This is a genomic window from Herbaspirillum sp. GCM10030257, from assembly GCF_042666555.1.
In the GTDB taxonomy this organism is placed as follows: domain Bacteria; phylum Pseudomonadota; class Gammaproteobacteria; order Burkholderiales; family Burkholderiaceae_D; genus Noviherbaspirillum.
Genome location: NZ_JBHTDH010000145.1, coordinates 1 through 532 on the forward strand (window position 1 = coordinate 1; position 532 = coordinate 532).

The window sequence follows — 532 nt, forward strand, 5'->3', positions numbered from 1 at the left end:
ACCTGCCTGCCATTACGGTAGTGTCGCGGGAAGAGCCGCTGCCCTTGTCGTATGCGCAGCAGCGGCTGTGGTTCCTGTCGCAGATGCAAGGGGTGAGTCAGGCGTATCACATGCCGATGGGCCTGCGCCTGGGTGGTGTGCTGAACCATCAGGCGCTGCGTCAGGCGCTGGACCGCATCGTGGCACGTCATGAATCGCTGCGCACCACCTTCGTGCTAGCCGATGGCGTTCCGGTGCAACACATTGCCGATGCGCACTGCGGCTTTGCGCTGCAGGAACACGACCTGCGCAATCACACAGCTGCCGAAGAAGAACTGGAACGGCTGACCGGCGAAGAGGCCGCAGCACCGTTTGACCTGGCCGTTGGACCGCTGGTGCGTGGTTGCCTGATCCGGCTGGCCGACGACGAGCATGTATTGCTGGTGACGATGCACCACATCGTCTCGGACGGCTGGTCGCAGGGCGTGCTGATCAACGAATTCAGCGCGCTGTACAACGCCTTCAGCAGCGGCAAGCAAGATCCACTGCCGCC

The 532-nt window shown here is 63.0% G+C and carries 1 protein-coding gene; it reads left to right on the forward strand.

The window, feature by feature from the left end; all coding sequences use genetic code 11:
* On the forward strand, positions 1-532 hold a 532-nt coding region (locus ACFQUU_RS29485; protein ID WP_382252204.1), incomplete at both ends, for a condensation domain-containing protein.